Here is a 20,159-nt window from a genome sequence, read left to right on the forward strand (position 1 = left end):
GCCTTCATGAAACCGTCACGGCAATTCCCTAGCCGTGACGGGCATGAACATCCTGGCGCTCTGCACTTCGAATTCCGCCCGCTCCATCCTGCTTGAAGGCATCCTCAACAGCCTCGGTCAGGGCGGCGTCACCGCGTTTTCGGCCGGTTCCCATCCGGGCGGCACGGTCCACCCGCAGGCGCTGCGCCTGCTGACGGAACACGGCCATGACACGGCCCGCGCCCGGTCCAAGAGCTGGGATATCTTCGCCGAACCCGGCGCGCCGCAGATGGATCTGGTGATCACCGTCTGTGATGCCGCCGCCGCCGAAACCTGTCCGTTCTGGCCCGGCGCGCCGCTGCGCTGCCATTGGGGCGTGCCCGATCCCGCCGCCCTGCCACCCGAGGCGCAGGAGGCTGGCTTCAACGCCGCCTACACGCTCCTGCGACGCCGGGCCGAGGCGCTGCTGGCGCTTTCGCCGGGCGCGATCACCGCCTCCGAACTGGCCCGCATAGGGGCACTGGAATGAGGCGCGAACTCTTCGCCGAAGGGCTCGGCACCGCCTTCCTGCTGATCTCGGTCGTCGGATCGGGCATCATGGGCGAGACGCTGGCGGACGGAAACACCGCCATCGCGCTTCTGGCCAATGCCATCGCAACGGGCGCGATGCTCTATGCCATCATCACCACGCTCGGCCCGGTCTCCGGCGCGCATTTCAACCCCGCCGTGACGCTGGCCTTCACCCTGCGCGGCGACATCGCCTCCGGCCTCGCGGCCCGCTACGTGCTGGCGCAGATCCTCGGTGCCATCCTCGGCGTCTGGGCCGCGCATCTGATGTTCGAACTGCCCATGCTGCAGCTCTCCACAACCGCGCGCGGCGGCCCGGCGCAATGGTTCTCAGAGGTCGTCGCAACCTTCGGCCTGCTCTTCGTGATCTTCGGCGGCCGCGCCAGGGCGCCACGATCCATACCCGGCCTCGTCGCGCTCTATATCGCCGGCGCCTACTGGTTCACCGCCTCCACCAGCTTCGCCAACCCGGCGGTAACACTCGCGCGCAGCCTGTCAGACACATTCGCCGGCATCGCCCCCGCCCATGCACCGATGTTCATCCTGGCCCAGATCCTGGCCACGGGCCTCGCCGCGCTGCTCCTGCCACGCCTTTTCGAAGCACCGGCCTGATCCCTCATCTTTCGGAAAGTATCCTCGGGGGTCCGGGGGCAGACAGCCCCCGGCACGGCCCCATCACCCGCACGACAGCCGCTCAACTCAGCGATGTCACCCACAGGATCGTCGCATCCTCCTGGCTGACAGACACCACGTTATGCCCCATCGCGGCATCATAATAGGCGCTGTCACCCCGGCGCATCTCCACCGGCTCGTAGAATTCGGTGTAAAGCCGGATCACCCCGGTCAACACATACAGGAATTCCTCGCCGTCATGGCGCACCCAGCCGTCGAACTCGTCGAACGATCGGGCCCGGATCCGCGCGCGATAGGGCAGCATCTGTTTTTTGGTCAGCGCCCCGGCCAGCAGCTCATGTTCATAGGTGGTCGTGGCATGGGCCGCGCCCTCGCCCGATCTGGTCACGGTCATGCGCCCGTTCACCTGGCCCTTTTTCGGCGGGGTAAAGAGCTGCGGCACCGAAATCGCCAGCCCCTCGGCCAGCTTTTTCAGCGCCTCATAGGTGGGCGACATCTGCCCGTTCTCGATTTTCGACAGGGTCGATCGCGCCAGCCCGGCCTGATTGGCGGCCTGTTCCAGCGTCCAGCCGCGGGCGTTGCGCAGCTCGCGCACGCGGGCGCCAAGGTTCAACGGTTCCACCTGCACCTGCTCGCCAGAGGCGCGGGCCAGACGGATAAGGCTGGGTTGTTCCTGATCGCTCATAGCCTGTGCATGTAGCTTCAAGCCCCCGCGCTTGCAACTGCCCTGACGCGGCGATAGCACGGGCGCATGCAAGCCCTTTATGACGCTTTCCCTCCGCAGCCCTGCCCCGCACCGTTCAACCTGGCGGCCTATGTGCTTGCGCAGGCGGCGGCGACGCCCGACAAGATCGCGCTGGCCGTGATCACCCCTGCCGGCGCCCGGGAATGGAGCTATGCCCGGCTGGAGGCCGCGGTGCGCGGCGTGGCCGGCGGGCTGACCGCCCTGGGGCTGGCGCCCGGCGCGCCGATCCTGCTGCGGCTTGGCAACACCGTGGACTTTCCCATCGCCTTTCTGGGCGCCATCGCCGCCGGCCTGTTGCCGGTGCCCACCTCGGCCCAGCTGACCACGCCCGAGATCACCAGGCTGGCCCGCGAAATCGAACCGGCGCTGGTGATCGCCGGTCCCGGCGTCGCCCTGCCCGAGGGGGATGCCCCGGTGCTCGACACGACCGGGCTGGAGGCGATGTTCACCGCCGCCCCCGGCGGCTATGTGCCGGGCGATCCGGCGCGCCCGGCCTATATGATATACACCTCCGGCACCGGCGGATCACCCCGCGGGGTCATACATGCCCATCGCGCCGTCTGGGCCCGGCGCATGATGTGGGATGGCTGGTACGGGCTGACCTCCGAAGACCGCCTGCTGCACGCCGGCGCGTTCAACTGGACCTATACGCTCGGCACCGGCCTGCTCGATCCATGGGCGGCGGGCGCCACCGCGCTGATCCCCGGCGAAGGCGTGGACGCGGCCATGCTGCCGGCGCTTCTGCACGACTATGATGCAACGATTTTCGCCGCCGCGCCGGGTGTTTACCGGCAAATGCTCAAACATGGCATCAACGCGGAAATGCCGAAGCTGCGCCACGGGTTGTCGGCGGGCGAAAAGCTGCCCGAAGCCACGCGCCGCGCATGGAACGCGGCCACCGGCACCCATATCTACGAGGCGCTGGGAATGTCGGAATGTTCCACCTTCATCTCCGGTGCGCCCGCCCGGCCCGCGCCCGTTCCGGCCTCGGGCTATCCGCAGCCGGGCCGCCGGATTGCCGTGCTTGGCCCCGATTTCACGCCGGTCGAACGGGGCGTGGCCGGGCAACTGGCCATCTCCAACCGCGACCCCGGTCTGATGCTGGGTTATTGGAAGGCGGAAGAGGAAACAAAGGCCCGTTTCAGCGGCGAATGGTTCCTGACCGGCGACATGGTCGAGATGGCCGAGGATGGCGCGATCACCTATCTGGGCCGGACCGACGACATGATGAACGCTGGCGGCTTTCGCGTCTCCCCGATGGAGGTGGAGGCCGCGCTCTGCCAGCACCCGAACCTGCAGGAGGTCGCCGTGGCGGAGGTCAGGGTGAAGGCCGACACCACCGTGATCGCGGCCTTCTACAGCGGCACCAGAACCGATGACGCGGCCCTGAAGGCCTATGCCGAAACCCGGCTGGCGCGGTACAAGCAGCCGCGTCTCTACGTGCATATGGACGTTCTGCCAAAGGGCGGGAACGGCAAACTCAACCGCCGCGCGCTGCGCGAAACCTGGGAGGCCGCGCATGCCGAAGCTTGACATCCTGTCCGATCCGATCTGCCCCTGGTGCTATATCGGCAAGGCCAACCTTGATCGCGCGCTGGCCGCGCATCCCGATCACCCCTTCATCATCGAATGGCACCCGTTCCAGCTCAACCCCGGCATGCCGCCCGAAGGCATGGACAGGCGGACCTATCTGGAGGCCAAGTTCGGCGGCAAGGAGAACGCCGTGAAAACCTATGCCCGCATCGCCGAAGCCGCCGAAGAGGCCGGGCTGATGATCAACTTTGCCGCCATCGAACGAACGCCCAGCACCCTGAACGCGCACCGGCTGATCCACTGGGCGGGGATCGAGGGGCGGCAGACCGCCGTCGTGTCCTTGCTGTTCGAAGCCTATTTCGAAAAGGGGCTGGATATCGGCGATACCGAGGTGCTGGCGCAGATCGCCGAGCGGGCGGAAATGGATGGTGCCGTGGCGCGCCGGCTGCTGGCGGGCGATGCCGATGCCGATCTCATCGCCGCCCGCGACGCGCATGCGCGCGCGCGTGGGGTCGATGGCGTGCCGACCTTCATACTGGCCAACCAACATGTTCTCGTGGGCGCCCAGCCGAGCGCGCTGTGGGAGCAGATGATCAACGAAATCAATGAAATACCTCCCGAAGGGACGCCGATACAATAAGGCGCGCGACGGTAGATCGGAAGCGGAGAAAACAGCAATGAATGCACCCACCCAGCGGCTTGGCCAGACCGAATTCATCGCCATGATCGCGATGATGTTCGCCACAATCGCCTTTTCCATCGATGCGATGCTGCCCGCCCTGCCCGTGATCGGGCAAGAGCTTTCGCCCGGCAACCTGAACCGCGCCCAGCTTATCATCACCAGCTTCGTGTTCGGCATGGGGATCGGTACGCTGATGTCGGGGCCCTTGTCCGATGCCTTCGGGCGGCGGCCGGTGATCATCGCCGGGGCGGGGCTTTACATTGTCGGGGCGTGCCTGGCCTGGGCCGCCGGATCGCTGGAAATGGTGCTGGCCGCGCGCGTGCTGCAGGGGCTTGGCGCGGCGGGCCCGCGTGTGGTTTCGCTGGCGGTGGTGCGCGACCTTTATTCAGGGCGCGATATGGCGCGGATCACCTCGTTCGTGATGATGATCTTCACCCTGTTGCCGGCTCTGGCGCCGACGGTGGGCGCGGGCGTCATCCTTTTCACCGGCTGGCGCGGCATCTTCGCGGTGTTCGTGCTGTTCTCGGTGGTGTCCGTCGGGTGGTTCTCCCTGCGCCAGCCCGAAACCCTGCTGCCCGCGCGGCGGCGGCCGCTGCAGGCCGCGCTGTTGATCGCAGCGGCGAAAGAGGTGTTTTCACGCCGTCTTGTCACCATCGCGATCATTGTTCAGACCCTGATCTTCGCAACGCTGTTCATGATGATCTCCTCGACGCAGCAGATTTTCGATCTTTACTTTGGTAAAAGCGCCACCTTCCCGCTCTGGTTCGGGTTCATCGCCATCGTCGCCGGTACCGCCAGCGTCGCCAACGCACAGCTCGTGGGCCGCCTCGGCATGCGCTTTCTGATCCGGAACACGCTGAATATGGTGGCCGCGGGCTCGGCGATCATGCTGATCTTTCTGGTGTTCGGCCTGTGGCCCGACTGGGCGGAGTTTCCGGCCTATGTGGTCTTTTCGATCGCGGTTTTCGGCACGATGGGCCTGACCATCGGCAACCTCAACGCACTGGCGATGGAGCCGCTGGGCCATATCGCGGGCATGGCGGCCTCGGTCATCGGGGCGGTGGCAACCGTGCTGTCGGTGGTGATTGCGGCGCCTGTCGGGCTGGCCTTCGACGGCACGCCGGTGCCTCTGGCCACCGGTATCTTCCTGGCGTTCGCGATCGCGCGGCTGGCGATGCTCTGGCTGCCCAACGACTAGGCGGCGCGGGCGGGCGCTCAGCCCGCCCCGGCCTTCGCCTTCTTCTTTTTCTCGATCACCTTTTCGGCCAGATCGCGGGCAATGCCATAGGCGCCCTTGATCTTGTCGCTTTCCTTCTGCCAGTCGCGCAACAGGATGATCTTGTTGTCCTTCACCTTGGCCGCCCCCTTCTGCGCCTGAATGAAATCAACGAGACCCTCGGGCGAGGCGAATTTGTCATTGTGGAACTGGATCGTGGCGCCCTTGGGCCCGCCGTCGAGCTTGGTGATGCCTGCGCGTTTGCACATCGCCTTGATCCGCACGATCAGCAGCAGCGTGTTCACCTCTTTCGGCAGCGGCCCGAACCGGTCGATCAGTTCGGCGGCGAAGCCCTCCAGCTCGACCTTGGTCGACAGGCCGGACAGCCGCCGGTAGAGCCCCAGGCGCACGTCCAGATCGGGCACGTAATCCTCGGGGATCAGCACCGGCACCCCGAGGTTGATCTGCGGCGACCATTGATCGTCGCCCTCGCTCAACCCCTCCAGCTCGCCCGAGCGGATCTTGGAAATCGCCTCTTCCAGCATCGATTGATAAAGCTCGAACCCCACTTCGCGCACATGGCCCGATTGCTCTTCGCCCACCAGATTGCCGGCGCCGCGAATGTCCAGATCCTGGCTGGCCAGCGTGAACCCGGCGCCCAGCGTATCGAGGCTGCCCAGAACCCGCAGGCGCTTTTCCGCATTCGGCGTCAGCGGTGCGCGCGGCTTGGTCGTCAGATAGGCATAGGCGCGGGTTTTGCTGCGCCCCACCCGGCCTCGGATCTGGTAGAGCTGCGCCAGCCCGAACATGTCGGCCCGGTGCACCACCATCGTGTTGGCGGTGGGAATGTCGAGCCCGCTTTCGACGATCGTGGTGGCCAGCAGCACGTCATACTTGCCGTCGTAAAACGCATTCATCCGGTCATCCAGCTCGCCCGCCGCCATCTGGCCATGGGCGGTGACGAAGGTGATTTCGGGCACCTGTTCGCGCAGGAACTCCTCGATCTCGGGCAGGTCGGAAATGCGCGGCACCACGTAAAAGCTCTGCCCGCCCCGGTAATGCTCGCGCAGCAGCGCCTCGCGCACCGTCACGGCATCGAATTCCGACACATAGGTGCGGATCGACAGCCGGTCCACCGGCGGGGTGCCGATGATCGACAGATCGCGCACCCCGGTCAGCGACATCTGAAGCGTGCGCGGAATCGGCGTGGCGGTCAGGGTCAGCACATGGATATCGCTGCGCATCTGCTTCAGCCGCTCCTTGTGGCTGACGCCGAAATGCTGTTCCTCGTCGATGATCAGCAGGCCCAGGTTCTGGAACCGGATGTTCTTGGCCAGCAGCGCGTGGGTGCCGATGCAGATATCGACCGTGCCATCAGCCAGCCCGGCGCGGGTGGCGGCGGCCTCTTTCGCGCCGACGAAACGCGAAAGCTGGCGCACCTGAAGCGGGAAGCCGCGGAACCTTTCGCGAAAGCTCTTGGCGTGCTGCCGGGCCAGCAGGGTGGTCGGCGCGATCACCGCCACCTGCACCCCCGACATCGCCGCGACAAAGGCCGCGCGCATGGCGACCTCGGTTTTGCCGAAGCCGACATCGCCGCAGATCAGCCTGTCCATCGGGCGGCCCGAGGCGAGATCGGTCAGCACATCCTCGATCGCGCGCAGCTGATCCTCGGTCTCCTCATAGGGGAAACGGGCGGCGAATTCTTCCCACATGTGATGGTTCGGCTCCATCACCGGCGCCTTGCGCAGGGCGCGTTCGGCCGCCACCCGGATCAGCTTGTCGGCGATCTGGCGGATGCGTTCCTTCAGCTTGGCCTTCTTGGCCTGCCACGCGCCGCCGCCCAGCTTGTCGAGCAAGCCCTCGTCGTGGCCGTAACGGCTGAGCAGCTCGATATTCTCGACCGGCAGGAACAACCTGTCGCCACCGGCATATTCCAGCGCGATACATTCATGCGGCGCGCCCATGGCGGTGATGGTTTCCAGCCCGTTGTAGCGGCCCACGCCATGTTCGACATGCACCACCAGATCGCCGGGCGACAGCGATTGCGCCTCTGTCAGAAAATTCTCGGCCCGCTTGCGTTTCTTCGGGGCGCGGATCAGTCGGTCGCCCAGCACGTCCTGTTCGGAAATCACGGTAAGCTGCGGCGCCTCGAACCCGTGTTCCAGGGCCCAGACCACCAGATAAAGCCCCCGGCCCGGCGTTACCTCGCGCATGTCGGTGATCGGCCGGGCGTCTTTCACGCCCTCATCCTCCATCAACCCGTTCAGCCGCTCGCGCGCGCCTTCGGAGTAGGACGCGATGACAACAGGGCCATCTTCGCGCTTTGCCTTGATGTGATCGGCCAGGGCGTTGAAAAGGCTGACATGTTCGAGCTGTCTCTCGGGTGAGAAATTGCGCCCGATCCGCCCGCCCGCGTCGATCACCCCGGGGCCGGTGCCCTGTGGCAGCGGGTTCAGCCGCAGCACACGGTGGCCCGCCACGGCGGCCTCCCATGCGGCGTCATCCAGATAGAGCAGCCCCGGCGGGCAGGGTTTGTAAACCGTGCCAAGCCGGTTCTTCTGGCCCATCGCCTCGCGCCGGGTATCATACTGATCGGCGATACTGTCCCACCGGCTCAGGCGCGACGGCGTGACCTGATCGTCAAGAAAGACCGGCGCATCGGGCAGATAGTCGAACAGCGTTTCCAGCTTTTCATGGAAGAAGGGCAGCCAGTGTTCGGCCCCCTGATGCTTGCGCCCGGCGCTGATCGCCTCGTAGAGCGGATCATCGCTGCCGGCGGTGCCGAATTCGATCCGGTAATTCTGGCGAAAGCGGGTGATCGCGGCCTCGTCCAGAATGACCTCGGACACAGGCGCAAGCTCTACCACCGAGAGCTTTTCGGTGGTGCGCTGGGTGGCCGGATCGAACCGCCGCGCGCCGTCCAGAACATCGCCGAACAGATCCAGCCGCACCGGCCCGCTCTGGCCCGGCGAAAACACGTCGATGATGCCGCCGCGAATGGCGAAATCGCCGGGCTCCATCACCGTGGGGGATTGTGAAAACCCCATGCGTGTCAGGAAGTTGCGCAGCGACGCTTCGTCAACGCGCTGACCGACCCGCGCGGTGAACGACGCCTCTTTCAGCACCGCCCGCGCCGGCATCCGCTGGGTTGCCGCCGACAGGGTGGTCAGCAGGATGAACGGCCCCGGCACCCCGTGCGCCAGCGCCGCCAGCGTGGCCATGCGCGCCGCCGAAACCTCGGCATTGGGCGACATCCGGTCGAAGGGCAGGCAATCCCACCCCGGCAGGGTCAGGACAACGGCATCGGGCGCGAAAAAGGCCAGCGCGGCGCGCATCGCCGCAAGCCGCTTGTCGTCGCGCGCGACATGGATGACAGGCCGGCCCGCGCTTTCCAGTTCGCGCACGAGAAGCTTCGCGTCGAAGCCTTCCGGCGCGCCGCCGACGGTGATGTGGGTGTTTTGAGACATGCGCGTCAGATAGCCATGCGCGGGCGCCGGGTCAATTTCCCAGCGCGCCGATGGAAAGGTTCTGCCACATCCCCCAGAAGGCTGTGACGAGGATCGCGAGCATGCCGATCGCCTGGGTATAGAAGCGGTGCCGCCGCAGCCGGGCGAACAGCGGCGGCCCTTCCAGCCCGTGGCGGGCGATGGCGCGGGCGGTATGGATCGACAGCAGCCCGACCACGCTCATCGGGAAGGCCAGCAGGAACACCGCCTGACAGAATTCGACCGCGTAGTAGAAACCCAGCACCGCCAGGATCGTCAGAAGAAACGACACGATCGCCAGAAGCCATGTGCCCGACACGCCGGAGATATAGAGAATGCGGTTGACGTTGATGCGCACCAGATCATGCACATCGGTCTCCACCTGCCCGCCCTTGCGCGCGGCGCGCTGCACCAGATCAAAGGGCACCCCGATCACCCAGTGCGATGCGGTCGACCAGCTTACGGCAAGCGCGATCCAGTACCACAGGTTGGAGAAGGATCGCATGTCGATCACTTCAAAGACGGTCTGATACCAGTCCAACTGCCTGCCCCCGGTCTATGCCTGTTGCCGGAGATTAGCCCCGGGCGTGGGTAAATCCTACCCTTGAGATGGGTGCAAAAGCATGTCACCCAGAGGAAAACAAGCCTTGGAATGAAAAGATGCGCCCCTCCGTTGCCCCCTTTCCCGCCACACGCCTGCGGCGAACCCGCAAATCCGCCGCCCTGCGCGGCCTGGTGCGGGAAAACACGCTGAGCGTGAATGACCTGATCTGGCCGATCTTCGTGCGCGAAGGTCAGGGCGTGGCGGAGCCCATCGCCTCCATGCCCGGCGTCAACCGGCTGAGCATCGACAGGGCCGTGGCGGCGGCGCAGGAAGCCGCCGGGCTGGGCATCCCGGCGATCTGCATTTTTCCCTATACAGACCCCGCGCTGAAGACAGAGCTGTGCGAAGAGGCATGGAATCCCGAAAACATCTCCAACCGCGCGATCCGCGCCATCAAGCAGGCGGTGCCGCAGATCGCGGTGATGACTGACATCGCGCTCGACCCCTATAACGCCAACGGCCATGACGGGATCGTGCGCGATGGCATCATCGTGAATGACGAAACCGTCGCGGCGCTGGTGAAGATGGCGCTGGCGCAGGCCGATGCGGGGGCGGACATTCTGGGCCCTTCCGACATGATGGACGGGCGCATCGGCGCGATGCGCCGCGCGCTGGAGGCGGCGGGCCACACCGATGTGGCGATCCTGAGCTATTCGGCGAAATACGCCTCTGCCTTCTACGGCCCGTTCCGCGATGCGGTGGGCGCCAGCGGCGCGCTGAAGGGCGACAAGAACACCTATCAGATGGACCCTGCCAATTCCAACGAGGCGCTGCGCCTGATCGAGCGGGATCTGGCGGAGGGGGCCGATATGGTGATGGTCAAGCCCGGCATGCCCTATCTGGATATCTGCCGCCGGGTGAAAGACGAATTCGGCGTGCCCACCTATGCCTATCAGGTGTCGGGCGAATACGCGATGCTGCAGGCGGCGGCGCAGAATGGCTGGCTCGATGGCGAAAAGGTGATGATGGAAAGCCTGCTGGCCTTCAAACGCGCCGGATGCGACGGCATCCTGACCTATTTCGCCCCGGCGGCGGCCCGGATGCTCGCCAAGGGCTAGGCGGCGTGCGGGAAATCGCCGCTGACCACAAGACCTGATGACATTCAGGGCAAAAACCACTATTACTTGCGTCAATGGTCGTATAAGGCCGACAGTGCAAAACATATAAAAGGGCAGAGGCATGAGCATGTTTTCCCGCCGATCTTTTCTGATGGCCGCAGGCGCCTCGACCGCGCTGACGGCGGCCTGCGGCAATGGCGTCGGATCCACCGGCGCATCGACCATCGACGCGCGGGTCGACAGCACCCGCGACTATCTGTTCAACAGATATCCCGGCACCGCCGATCTGGAGGCCAAGGCCCAGGGCGTGCTGTGGATGCCCCTGATCACCAAGGCAGGGTTCTTTCTTGGCGGCGCCTACGGCAAGGGCGCGCTGCGGATCGACAATATCACCGTCGATTACTATTCGGCCACCCAGGCCAATGTCGGCCTGCAGATCGGCGCCCAGCAATATGCCCATGCGCTGTTCTTCATGACAGAAGACGCGCTTTCGACCTTCCGCCGCTCTGCCGGCTGGTCGGCGGGCGCGGACATGGAATATGCGCTGAACGACAAGGGCGGCAACCTCAGCGCCGAAACGCTGACGGCGCTCGATCCCGTGATCGCCATCGTCTTCGGCCAGTCCGGCCTGATCGTCGGCGCCACGCTGGAAGGCACGAAATACACGCGCATCATTCCGTAACGGCACGGGGCGGCCCCGAGGGAGCTGCGCCGTCATTGCATCTTCGTATCCGGCCGTTTAACTGAAGGCTCCCTTCGGGCCGTCACAAACGGGAACCTCATGCCGACCGTCTTTCGCTGGCTTCTGCGTCTCTTCGCTTCGCTGCTTGTTCTGATCGGCCTGACGCTGCTGGGTGTCTACTACCTGGCCACCCGGTCGCTGCCTGACTACGACGCCAGCTATGCCATCGCGGGCCTGTCCGGCCCGGTCGAGATCGTGCGCGACAACGCCAGCATCCCGCATATCATGGGCAGCACCGACGAAGATGTGTTCTTCGGCCTCGGCTTCGCCCATGCGCAGGACAGACTGTGGCAGATGACCATGCTGCGCCGCACCGCGCAGGGCCGGTTGAGCGAGGTTTTCGGCGAGCGTACCGTCAAGATAGACGAGTTGATGCGCCGCTATGATCTCTACGGCGCGGCCATCTCCTCGGTCGCGGTACAAGATGCCGCCACCACAGCGGCGCTGCAGGCCTACGCGCGCGGCGTGAATGCCTGGATCGCCGAGGTCAACCGCGGCGCCCGCGGCCGCGGCGCACCGGAATTCTTCATTTTTTCCAATGAGATCGCCTTTTGGCAACCGGCCGATTCCATCGCCATCGGCAAGCTGATGGCGATGGAGGTTTCCGATACTATCGCGCAAGAGGTTTTGCGTGCCCGCGTGTCTCTGGCCCTGCCCGAAGAGCGGGTGCGCGACATTCTGCCAGACGTGCCGGGGCCGGGCGTGGCTGCCCTGCCCGATTATGCCGCGCTCTTTCCCGATGCGCCGCGCAGCTTTGCCGCGCTGGACACTGCCACCGACCCGCTGTCGCCGGTCAGCCCCCGCAATCTGGCCGGCGCGTCGAATATCTGGGCCGCCGCGCCCTCGCGCTCGGCCGCCGGCGGCACGCTGCTGGCCAATGACCCGCATCTGGGCTTCTCGGCCCCGGCGCTGTGGTATCTGGCGCGGCTTCAGCTTTCCAGCGGCGGGGTGATCGGCGGCACCATTCCCGGCGCGCCCGCCGTGCTGCTTGGCCGGTCCGACAAGCTGGCCTGGGGGCTGACCACCACCTATCTGGATGATCTGGACGTCTATGTCGAAAAGCTGAACCCCGACCATCCCGAGGAATACCTGACCCCCGATGGCTACAAGCGGTTCGAGACCCGCCGCTCCATCATCAGGGTCAAGGATCACGATCCGGTCACCATCACCCTGCGCTGGACCCAGAACGGCCCCGTCCTGCCCGGCGGCCATTACGACCTGCGTTCGATCACGCCCAGGGGCCATGTCATCTCCATCGCCTGGACCGCGCTCGGCGGCCAGGATACATCGCCCACGGCGGCGCTGCGGCTGATGATGGCCGGGTCGGTCGACGAGGCGCTCGAGGCGGGTGCGCTCTGGCAGGCGCCGGCGCAGAACCTGGCGCTGATCGACAAGGAGAATATCGCGCTGCAGGTCGTCGGCGCGATGCCGCGCCGGGCCGCGCGGCACCAGACGATGGGCCGCCTGCCCAGCCCCGGCTGGCGCCCGGAAAACCGCTGGTCGGGCAGCTATGCCTATGCGGCCAACCCGCGTTTCGTGAACCCCGAGGGCGGCATCCTGGGCAATACCAACAACAAGATCGCCGATCGCCCCTTCCCGCTGCACCTCAGCTTCGCCTGGGGCGATACCCAGCGCATTCAGCGCTGGCGGCAGCTGATGGAACGGCGCGAGGTGCACACCCGCGAAAGCTTCATCGAGGCGCAGCTCGACACGGTCAGCTTCACCGCCCGCGCGCTGCTGCCGCTGGTGGCGCGCGATCTGTGGTTCACTGGCGACGCCGCCCCCGACGGCACGCCCGAACGCCGGCGCCAGCACGCGCTGGAACTGCTGGCCAACTGGAACGGCGAGATGAACGAGCATATGCCCGAACCGCTGATCTATGCCGCCTGGATGCGCCATCTGCAGCAGCGGCTGATCCGCGATGATCTGGGGCCGCTGGCCGATGCCTTCACCCATCTGGACCCGCTGTTCATCGAACGGGTGTTCCGCGATGTGGATGGCGCCTCGGCGTGGTGCGACGTGGTGCAATCCACCGTGCCCGAAACCTGCGCCGACATCGCCCGCCAATCGCTCGACGAAGCTCTGATCTGGATCGCCGAGCATCACGGCGCCAACCTCGACAGCCTGCGCTGGGGCGATGCCCATCAGGCGCGGCAGGATCATCCGGTGCTGGGCGAAACGCCGTTGCTGAAATGGGTGGTCAACATCCGCCAGTCGACATCGGGCGGCGACAACACGCTGCAGCGCGGCCTGACCGGCGGCACCGGCCCCGCGCCCTTCGCCAATCTGCATGGCGCAGGCTATCGCGGGGTCTATGACTTCGCCGATCCCGACAGTTCGGTCTTCATCATCTCGACCGGCCAGTCCGGCCATCCGCTGTCACGCCACTATGACGATCTGGGTGATCTGTGGCGGCGCGGCGAATATGTTCCCATGTCGCTGGATCCCGATCTGGCCCGCGCCGGCGCCGTGGGCATCACCCGGCTGATCCCGGCCCGGGGCGGTTGAGGCGGCGTTCTTGAGTACCTGACACCGAAAGGCGCGCGGCCTACCGCCGGTGAAGGCGCAGCCAGATGCCATCCTTCGCGCGTACCGTCAGATGCGCGACCGGCACCGGGGCGCGGCCCTGCACCGGTTCGAGGCGCCAGTCCTTCAGCAGCAGCGCCAGCAACAGCGGCCCTTCCAGCATCGCGAACCCCGCGCCGGGGCAGACGCGCGGCCCGGTCGAGAACGGAATATAGGCCGCCCGGAGGCAGGCCCGGCCCGCCTCGGTGCCATAGCGGCCGGGGTCGAACGCATCGGGCCGGTCCCACAACAGCGCATGCCGGTGCAGGTGCCAGGGCGAAATCACGATCTGGCTGCCGGGCGCGACATCACGGTTGCGAAACCGTTCGCCGCGCGTGGCCTGCCGCACCATCATCGGCACCGGTGGGTAAAGGCGCAGCGCCTCGCGGAACACATCCCGGGTGAACGTCAGCTTGGAGATATCTGAAAACGCCGGGTTCTCGCCAAGGGCGGTGGCCTCTGCCGCCACCCGCTCCTGCGCGTCGGGGTAGAGCGCCAGAAGATACAGCGCCCAGGCCAGGGCCGAGGCCGATGTTTCATGCCCGGCCAGAAAGAAGATCGCCACCTGATCGACCATTTCCCCGGTGCCGAAGCGCCGCCCGGTTTCGGGGTCGGCGGTCGTCATGATCTTGGTGGCCAGATCGTCGGGCGCGGTTCCGGCGGCGATCGCGGCGGCGCGGTCCGCCGTCAGGCGCGTGATCAGGGCGCGGATAGCCCGGGCGCTGGCCTTGGTGCGGGAACGGTGAAACCGGGGCATCCAGCCGGGCAGCGGCACAAAGGCGGCGAGGTTCAGCACCGGCTGGCTGCGCTGATAATCACGAAACCGGGTGAAGACCTGCGCCGCGACCTCATGCTCGATCGGGATCGAGAACAGCGTGCGAAAGATCACATCCGCCGCCGCGTGGCTGGTCTGCGCCTCGATCTCCGTCACCCCTTCGGACAACCGGGCCGAGGCCGCCTTGCCCGCCGCGACCATCGCGGGGAATGTGTCGCGCAGGCGCCCGCCCTCGAACGCGGGATCAATGATGCGGCGCTGGCGCTGCCAGTCGGCCCCGTTGGTCAGAAACACGGAATCGCCCAGCAAGGGCCGCAACCCCTCGCCGACCCGCCCGGATTTCGGGAAATCCATGGGGCGTTCTTTCAGAACAAGATCAACAAGATCGGGCTGGTTGATGAGATAAGACCTGAAGAACGGCGTGCGGAATTCGGCCATCTTTGCGCGGTAGAGCCTGGCGGGCTGAGCCGACAGGATATCGCGCCGAAAGAGGCGCAGGTAACGCAGCAGCCCGACCCGCTCCGGCCGGCTGGCGGGTTTGGGCGGGGTCGTCATGCCGCCATCGACCGATAGCGCGAAGCCGGCCGCGCGATCATGCTTTTTGACGGGGCGCGGCCCGCATAGCGCGTACCCAGTGTCAGCGACCCGGCGGTGATGCGGAAGTAATCGTAATCTCCGGGCCGGTCGAAGGCGCACAGATACTGAAAATGCAGCCGGAAGAACCGCCAGCGCAGCGCCTTCCACCGCGCGGGGCTGAGCGTCTGGGTGAAGGCGGCCGAGATTACCAGCGGCCAGCGCTGATTGTCGGGGGCGACGCCCGTCACCGCCACCGGATCGCACAGGGCGAAAGAGCAGCCATCGCCGGGGGCCGTGACATCGACCCAGGTCAGTTCTTTCCGTGCCGACAGGAAATGCAGATCGGCGCGTAACCGGCCGGCCCCCGGCAGGAAAGACACCATCGGCACCACCTGCCCCAGCGACAGGAATGACAGCGCCGGGCCTTCGTCGGGCAGCGGCCCGCCCCGGATCAGATCGGCCAGAATCGACACCGCCAGATGCGCGCCCGAGGAATGCCCGACCACCAGCACCTCGTCCACGTCATCGTTCAGCGCGGCGGCGATGGTCTTGCGGAACGCGGCCATCCGCGTCTCGAGCTCGGGCGGGTTGGCGCCGTTCCAGCGGGCCGAATAGGCATAGTCATGCATCAGGTAATAGGCGAACAGCCGGTTGTCGGCGCGGCGGAACCGATCCAGCACCGGCCAAATGATGCCCAGCCCCAGCCAGCCGATCAGGGGCAAGCCGCTGAGCGCCAGAAACGCCCCCAGAAGACGCGCGGCCAGCAGCGCCAGCGCCAGTTGGCCAAGCAGCATCAGGATCGGGTAGAGCGCGGCTATGACAGGCCCCTTGCGCAGCCGCATCAGCCCGAACAGCGCGCCGGATGCCACATAGACCCACACGGTGCGCAAAAGCTGGCCGTAGGTGGCCCAGATGCCCTGCGCCATCGAGCCGCGCACGATATCGGACCAGACCAGCACGTCGATATCGCTTTCGACCTGCGCGCCCTCGATTCGCCCCACCGCGTGCCAGCCATAGGCGCCGCCGCCGGTTTTCGGTGTCAGTGCAAGGTCGTAGCCGGAGATCTTCGCCTGTGCCCGGCCTTCCTTGCGGTAGAGCTCGCGGTAGCGGCGGGGATGAATCGGATCGTAGCCGGGGATATAGAACACCCGGCGGCGCCGCACCCGCTGCTGCACAGTTTCCGTCATCTTCCCCGCTCGTGCCCGTTTCGCGCCAGCATAGCGCCCGAAGCCGGCGAAAGTAAGCCGGCTAGCCGATCGTGGCCAACGCCGGGAAGGTTTCCAGCAGCCAATAGGAGAAGGACGAGAAACCGCCCGTGAGCATCAGCAGACCGATCGTCCACAGCAGCAGGCCCATGATCCGCTCGATCTGTTCCATATGCCGTTTCATCCAGCCCATGACCCCGGTCAGCCGCGGGAAGAAGGCCGCGACCAGCAGGAATGGAATGCCCAGCCCCGCCGCATAGACCGCCAGCAGCAGCGTGCCACGCGCCACGTTGGCCTCGCTCGCCGCCATCGACAGGATCGCGCCAAGCTGCGGGCCGATGCAGGGGGTCCAGCCGAAGGCGAAGGCGAGACCCAGCAGATAGGCGCCGAAGGCCGATCCGCCGGTGTCGCCCGCATCCATCCGCGCCTCGCGTTCCAGAAACGGAATGCGGATCGCGCCAACGAAATGCGCGCCGAAAATCATCACAACGATGCCGGCGAAGATGTTGAAGTAATTCTGGTTCTGCAGAAAGAACGCGCCGAAGGCCGAAGCCGTGAAGCCCAGGAACAGGAACACCGTGGACAGGCCCAGAACGAAAAACACGGCCGACAACAGCGCGCGGCGGCGGGCGCTGGCAACCTCGCTCAGCTCGCCCATGGTGATCCCGCTCATATAGGCCAGATAGGGCGGTACGATCGGCAGCACGCAGGGGCTGAGAAAGCTCAGCAGCCCGGCCATCAGCGCCACGATCATGGCGGGGATCAACCCCGCGTCGATAATCTCTATTCCGAACATTCCCGTCCCCTTCGTCCCCGACATATCGAAAGGCGCGGGCAAGGTCACGCCGTGCGCACTCACAATAGCGTGGACATGCTGTCACATCGCGCCTAGATGCGATGGCCATGAACTGGGATGCGGAAATCGACGCGCTGGGGCTGAAATGCCCCCTGCCCGTGCTGAAGGCGCGAAAGCGGCTGGTGGCGATGGCGCCGGGCGAGGTGCTGCGGATCTGCGCGGATGATCCAATGGCGCTGATCGACATGCCCCATTTCTGCGCCGAGGCAGGGCATGAGCATCTGGGGGTTCGGGAAGATGCCGGGGCGCAGGTTCACCTGATCCGCCGGGGAAAATGAAAACGCCGGGCACAGGGCCCGGCGTTTCATCACGTCAGCTGCGAAGCGACCACCAGCCGCGCTTCTTGGGCTTGTCATCCTCTTCGGGCGCATCCGCCGTCAGTTCGGGCTCGGGCTCGGGTTCCGGCGCGGTTGCGACCGGCTCTGGCTCAGCCTCGGCCTGCGGCGCTGGTTCAACCTCGGGCTCGGGTTCCGGCATAGCCTGCGGTTGCGGCTCTTCGGCCACCGGCACCGGCTGCGCTTCTTCCGCCTCGGCCTGAACCGGGGCGGCAATCTCTGCCTCGGTCGGGGTTTCTTCGGTGATAGCCTCCGGCGCGGCCGGGGTCATCTCTTCGATCTGCGCGGGCGCTTCCGGCGCCGCAACCGGCGTTTCGGCCTGCGCTTCGCCCGTCACCGCCTGATCACCGTTCTGATCACCATTCTGCTGATCACCGTTCTGCTGATCGCCATTCGACGATCCGCTTTTCTTGCGCCGGCGGCGGCGGCGGCGTTTCTTGGGCGCCTGCGTCTCTTCGGTGGTGGCCTCTTCGGGCGCCGCCTCTTCTGCCACGCTTTCGACTTCGGGTTCCTGCTCGGGCTCTTCAGCCTCGGGCATATCCGACATGTCGATCGAAATCGCCTGCGTCGCCACCTCGGCCACATGGCGCGTGGCGGTCTTGAACCGCTCGATCGAGAAATCGGGCGAAATCAGGAACGGGTCGGCCTCGACCCGCACGGCGATGCCATAGCGCGCCTCGATCTGTGCGATATGCTCGCGCTTCTGGTTCATCAGATAGTTGACGATGCCCACAGGCGCCTTCAGCAACACCTCTTTGGAGCGGCCGCGCACGCCCTCTTCTTCCAGCTGGCGCAGGATCGACAGCGCCAGATTGTCATCCGAGCGGATCAGGCCGGTGCCGTGGCAGGCCGGGCATGGCTGTGTCGTCGCCTCGAGCATGCCGGGGCGCAGACGCTGGCGCGACATTTCCAGAAGGCCGAAGCCCGAAATGCGGCCCACCTGAATGCGGGCGCGATCGGTCTTGAGCTTGTCTTTCAGCTTCTTCTCGACGGCGGCGTTGTTCTTGCGCTCTTCCATGTCGATGAAATCGATCACGATCAGCCCGGCAAGGTCGCGCAGACGCATCTGGCGCGCCACCTCTTCGGCGGCCTCCAGGTTGGTCTTCAGCGCGGTTTCCTCGATCGAGCCTTCCTTGGTGGCGCGGCCCGAGTTCACATCCACCGCCACCAGCGCCTCGGTGATGCCGATCACGATATAACCGCCGGACCTGAGCTGCACCGTCGGGTTGAACATCGACGACAGATAGCTTTCCACCTGATACCGCGCGAACAGCGGCATCGGGTCGGTGTAGTGCTTCACGTTCTTGGCGTGGGACGGCATGATCATCTTCATGAAGTCCTTGGCGACGCGATAGCCGGCCTCGCCCTCCACCAGAACCTCGTCGATCTCGCGGCTGTAGAGATCGCGGATCGTGCGCTTGATCAGGTTGCCTTCTTCATAGATCGGCGCGGGCGCGACGGATTTCAGCGTCAGCTCGCGGATCTGCTCCCACAGGCGCTGCAGATATTCGTAATCGCGCTTGATTTCCGATTTGGTGCGGTTGGCGCCCGCGGTGCGGATGATCAGGCCGGCGCCTTCCGGCACCTCGATCTCGCCCGCGATTTCCTTGAGCTTCTTGCGGTCGGCCGCGTTGGTGATCTTGCGGCTGATGCCGCCGCCACGCGCGGTGTTGGGCATCAGCACGCAATAGCGCCCGGCGAGGCTCAGATAGGTGGTCAGGGCCGCGCCCTTGTTGCCGCGCTCCTCCTTGACGACCTGCACCAGAAGAATCTGGCGGACCTTGATGACTTCCTGGATCTTGTAGCGTTTGGGGCGCGGCTTGCGCGGCTGGCGGATCTCTTCGCTGACATCCTCATCGGCGACCGACTCGATGTCGGAATCGCGCTCCGACGCGTCGGAGCGATCATCTTCGCTGTCATCGCCGTTGTCTTCATCATCGCCGGCGTCGCTGTCATCGCCCTTGGCCGTCGCATCGGAAGGGTCCTCCGCGGCCTGTCCGGCCGACGGCTGCGGCGGCGAAGCCTGTTCGGCTTCGGGGGCATCTGCCATCGCGGCGTCACCGGTCAGCGGCAGCGCCTCGTCGCTGTCATCGCCAAGATCGACCACATCCATTCCGGGGATCGCCTCGGAAACCTCGCGGGTTTCCACCGCATCCCCGTTTTTCGCCTCTGCCGCCTTGGGCTTGGAGCGTGACCGCGAACGCGAACGCGAGCGGCTGGAGGATTTCGCCTTGGCCGGTTTTTCGTCTTCCTCTTCGAGCGACGCGGCATAGGCGCGTTCCTCGGCGAGCAGCGCCTCGCGGTCGGCGACCGGGATCTGATAGTAATCCGGGTGAACCTCGGAAAAGGCAAGGAAACCATGCCGGTTTCCGCCGTAATCGACAAAGGCCGCCTGAAGCGAGGGTTCGACCCGTGTTACCTTTGCCAGATAGATGTTGCCAGCAAGCTGGCGCTTGTTGACGCTTTCGAAATCGAATTCGTCAACCCTGGTTCCGTCAACCACCACAACGCGGCATTCTTCCGCGTGGGTGGCGTCGATAAGCATTTTCTTAGCCATTGTGTCTCTTTGCACCGCGGCAAACGCCCCTGCCCCGAAGGGGCCG

16 protein-coding genes are annotated in these 20,159 nt (G+C 65.8%); 9 read left to right on the forward strand and 7 right to left on the reverse strand.

Annotated features, from left to right (window positions below; translation table 11 throughout):
• The first annotated feature begins 43 nt into the window (after nucleotides 1-43).
• Together TQ29_RS08820 and TQ29_RS08825 are read left to right on the forward strand one after the other, a co-directional pair.
• Nucleotides 44-508 carry an arsenate reductase ArsC gene (locus TQ29_RS08820; protein ID WP_054538846.1) on the forward strand — a complete coding sequence of 155 codons (465 nt, stop codon included), beginning with the start codon at nucleotides 44-46 and terminating at the stop codon, nucleotides 506-508.
• Complete coding sequence (locus TQ29_RS08825) at nucleotides 505-1,158, forward strand: MIP/aquaporin family protein (RefSeq protein WP_054538847.1); 654 nt, start codon at nucleotides 505-507, stop codon at nucleotides 1,156-1,158. Before TQ29_RS08820 ends, TQ29_RS08825 begins: the two co-directional genes overlap by 4 nt.
• An 82-nt stretch (nucleotides 1,159-1,240) precedes the next feature.
• Here TQ29_RS08825 and TQ29_RS08830 read toward each other — a convergent pair whose 3' ends face one another.
• Nucleotides 1,241-1,864 carry a helix-turn-helix domain-containing protein gene (locus TQ29_RS08830; protein WP_054538848.1) on the reverse strand — a complete coding sequence of 208 codons (624 nt, stop codon included), beginning with the start codon at nucleotides 1,862-1,864 and terminating at the stop codon, nucleotides 1,241-1,243.
• 66 nt (nucleotides 1,865-1,930) lie between these two features.
• Here TQ29_RS08830 and TQ29_RS08835 point away from each other — a divergent pair, with 66 nt between their 5' ends.
• From TQ29_RS08835 to TQ29_RS08845, 3 genes are read left to right on the forward strand one after another with little or no spacing between them, the layout of a single operon-like run.
• Complete coding sequence (locus TQ29_RS08835; RefSeq protein WP_054538849.1) at nucleotides 1,931-3,457, forward strand: class I adenylate-forming enzyme family protein; 1,527 nt, start codon at nucleotides 1,931-1,933, stop codon at nucleotides 3,455-3,457.
• On the forward strand, nucleotides 3,444-4,097 hold the full coding sequence (locus TQ29_RS08840) for a DsbA family oxidoreductase (protein WP_054538850.1): 654 nt from the start codon (nucleotides 3,444-3,446) through the stop codon (nucleotides 4,095-4,097). The genes TQ29_RS08835 and TQ29_RS08840 overlap by 14 nt, the downstream gene beginning before the upstream one ends.
• Nucleotides 4,098-4,134: 37 nt before the next feature.
• The gene (locus TQ29_RS08845) at nucleotides 4,135-5,337 is read left to right on the forward strand and encodes an MFS transporter (protein WP_054538851.1); all 1,203 of its coding nucleotides are present in this window, start codon (nucleotides 4,135-4,137) and stop codon (nucleotides 5,335-5,337) included.
• Between the two features lie 17 nt (nucleotides 5,338-5,354).
• Here TQ29_RS08845 and mfd read toward each other — a convergent pair whose 3' ends face one another.
• Entirely contained in the window at nucleotides 5,355-8,822 is a 3,468-nt protein-coding gene (gene mfd, locus TQ29_RS08850) for a transcription-repair coupling factor (protein ID WP_054538852.1), read from the reverse strand.
• A 31-nt stretch (nucleotides 8,823-8,853) separates the two neighbouring features.
• Nucleotides 8,854-9,381, reverse strand: a complete 528-nt coding sequence (locus tag TQ29_RS08855; RefSeq protein ID WP_054538853.1) for a hypothetical protein — start codon at nucleotides 9,379-9,381, stop codon at nucleotides 8,854-8,856.
• Between the two features lie 119 nt (nucleotides 9,382-9,500).
• Here TQ29_RS08855 and hemB point away from each other — a divergent pair, with 119 nt between their 5' ends.
• From hemB to TQ29_RS08870, 3 genes are all read left to right on the forward strand, one after another.
• A complete protein-coding gene (gene hemB, locus TQ29_RS08860) occupies nucleotides 9,501-10,502 on the forward strand; it encodes a porphobilinogen synthase (protein WP_054538854.1) in 1,002 nt (333 codons plus the stop codon).
• A 121-nt stretch (nucleotides 10,503-10,623) separates the two neighbouring features.
• Nucleotides 10,624-11,184, forward strand: coding sequence for a YSC84-related protein (locus TQ29_RS08865; protein ID WP_037206483.1), 561 nt, complete (start codon nucleotides 10,624-10,626; stop codon nucleotides 11,182-11,184).
• 99 nt (nucleotides 11,185-11,283) lie between these two features.
• A complete protein-coding gene (locus tag TQ29_RS08870) occupies nucleotides 11,284-13,752 on the forward strand; it encodes a penicillin acylase family protein (protein ID WP_054538855.1) in 2,469 nt (822 codons plus the stop codon).
• 40 nt (nucleotides 13,753-13,792) lie between these two features.
• Here the strand turns inward: TQ29_RS08870 and TQ29_RS08875 are convergent, their stop codons facing one another.
• The 3 genes from TQ29_RS08875 to TQ29_RS08885 form a co-directional block, all read right to left on the reverse strand.
• On the reverse strand, nucleotides 13,793-15,139 hold the full coding sequence (locus TQ29_RS08875; RefSeq protein WP_054538856.1) for a cytochrome P450: 1,347 nt from the start codon (nucleotides 15,137-15,139) through the stop codon (nucleotides 13,793-13,795).
• Nucleotides 15,136-16,347 (reverse strand): hypothetical protein, encoded by a 1,212-nt coding sequence (locus TQ29_RS08880; RefSeq protein ID WP_054538857.1) that lies wholly within the window; start codon nucleotides 16,345-16,347, stop codon nucleotides 15,136-15,138. The genes TQ29_RS08875 and TQ29_RS08880 overlap by 4 nt, the downstream gene beginning before the upstream one ends.
• A gap of 61 nt (nucleotides 16,348-16,408) precedes the next feature.
• Entirely contained in the window at nucleotides 16,409-17,161 is a 753-nt protein-coding gene (locus tag TQ29_RS08885; protein ID WP_054538858.1) for a cytochrome c biogenesis CcdA family protein, read from the reverse strand.
• A 107-nt stretch (nucleotides 17,162-17,268) separates the two neighbouring features.
• On the opposite strand from TQ29_RS08885, the gene TQ29_RS08890 reads away from it, so the two are divergent.
• Complete coding sequence (locus TQ29_RS08890; RefSeq protein WP_054540384.1) at nucleotides 17,269-17,499, forward strand: sulfurtransferase TusA family protein; 231 nt, start codon at nucleotides 17,269-17,271, stop codon at nucleotides 17,497-17,499.
• A 34-nt stretch (nucleotides 17,500-17,533) separates the two neighbouring features.
• On the opposite strand, the gene TQ29_RS08895 is transcribed toward TQ29_RS08890, so the two are convergent.
• The gene (locus TQ29_RS08895; protein WP_054538859.1) at nucleotides 17,534-20,113 is read right to left on the reverse strand and encodes a ribonuclease E/G; all 2,580 of its coding nucleotides are present in this window, start codon (nucleotides 20,111-20,113) and stop codon (nucleotides 17,534-17,536) included.
• Between the last annotated feature and the right edge of the window lie 46 nt (nucleotides 20,114-20,159).

Origin of the sequence: Actibacterium sp. EMB200-NS6, assembly GCF_001305615.1 — a bacterium.
Classification (GTDB): Bacteria; Pseudomonadota; Alphaproteobacteria; order Rhodobacterales; family Rhodobacteraceae; genus Actibacterium_A; species Actibacterium_A naphthalenivorans.